Genomic DNA, 1,447 nt, shown 5'->3' on the forward strand with positions numbered 1-1,447 from the left:
AGGGCTTCCGAGGATCACCCCGCGTGTCGGAGGATGGGCGATGCGCGCTGCGGGACGGACAGGGTGACATCCCAGCGGCTTCGATGCGTGCCGTCAGTATGTACCTTCGCGAGAGTGCTGACGACGGATCAGGATCAATTGACCCAGCGGCGACGCGGACCGTGGCTGCCGTAGCAGTTGGTATGCCGGTGCTGGTCGAGGCACTTCAGGTAATCGGCGGTTCCGGACGATGGCGCACGCGGTGAGGCCCGACAGGCTCGAAGAATGGCACATGCTGGCCCAGACGCGTCTCGTCGCCTCGGCACGCGGCAACGGTGGGGACCAATCCGCGGCTCGGGCCGCTCTGGTCCGCCGGCTGGACGAAGGAAAAGATCACGAAGCGCAATCGCGTTCAGAGCGGGACATACGATCACGGCAGGATGCACCGAAGCATACCTCTTCTTGATGGCCTCGCGCCCCGGTGATCAGCGAATGTGCGTCAGAGCCAGATTTGTACGCCGAAACACAGCATTCGACGCTAAGATCCATTTCAGCTTCTAGAGAAACAGCTAATGTGGAGAGGCGCGAAGATTAGTGATGGAGGGTCCACCTCGATCGATCCCTCTGAATCGGATCCACGCGGCTTGAGCCGACGGAGATACTTTCCCGAGTTCGGCCGGTGGTTGTAGTTCGCCCAGAGCCGCTGATCCGCTCCGTAGAAGAGTCGTCGAAAACGCGTGAGCGACCCTGACGCCGCATATCGGCTTTTCGGAAAGCCGCCGTGGTCTTCTGAGGCCCTGTTACATCGCGGCCGCCAGGAATGACCGAGCGCGCGTAGCGGGAAACCAGCGTAAGACATTCGCCCCTCCTCTCCAGAGCGGTGATCCAGCCAATTGGTATAAGCGGATCGATTGAGGGCAATGCGGTAGCGCGCTATCTTTCCCCTGATCCGGCTCGAACCGTTCCGGACGGTGCCCGCACGTGATGCGGAGCATGGAAACAAGGAGGAGACATGGACGCACATGCGACGGGGGATCCGGTCGGCGGACAGCCCTTTGGACCCCACAACACGGTGACGGTGGTCGATCCGTCGCCGGTCAACTGGCTCTCCATCACGTGGAACACCATGGAGGAGGCCAACCGCGTCGACCACGACGGCATCGGCCAGCCGAGCCTCGCGGAGTCCTGGCGCTGGCTCGACAGCGAGACGCTCGAACTCACCATGCGGCAGGCTGTCTATCAGGATGGCGAGCCCTTCAACGCCGGCATGTTCAAGCTCGGCTTCGACAAGGTCCAGGAATGGACCAACCCGCACCCGCCGGGCGCCTTCCTGAATTTCGCCCGGGACGTCACCTGCGAGGTTGTAGACGACCGGACCGTGCGGATGCGCTTCCCCGGCGGCGACTCCGCAGCACTGATGAAGCTGCGGGGCATGCATCTGCCCTCGACACGTTTCGGAACGAATGGG

1 protein-coding gene is annotated in these 1,447 nt (G+C 62.7%); it reads left to right on the forward strand.

Features of this window, described 5'->3' with window-relative positions:
* Nucleotides 1–991 precede the first annotated feature (991 nt).
* On the forward strand, nt 992–1,447 hold a 456-nt coding region (locus I53_RS26735), incomplete at its 3' end, for an ABC transporter substrate-binding protein (RefSeq protein ID WP_043356607.1).

This window comes from Methylobacterium sp. B1 (genome assembly GCF_000333255.1).
Lineage (GTDB): Bacteria > Pseudomonadota > Alphaproteobacteria > Rhizobiales > Beijerinckiaceae > Methylobacterium > Methylobacterium fujisawaense.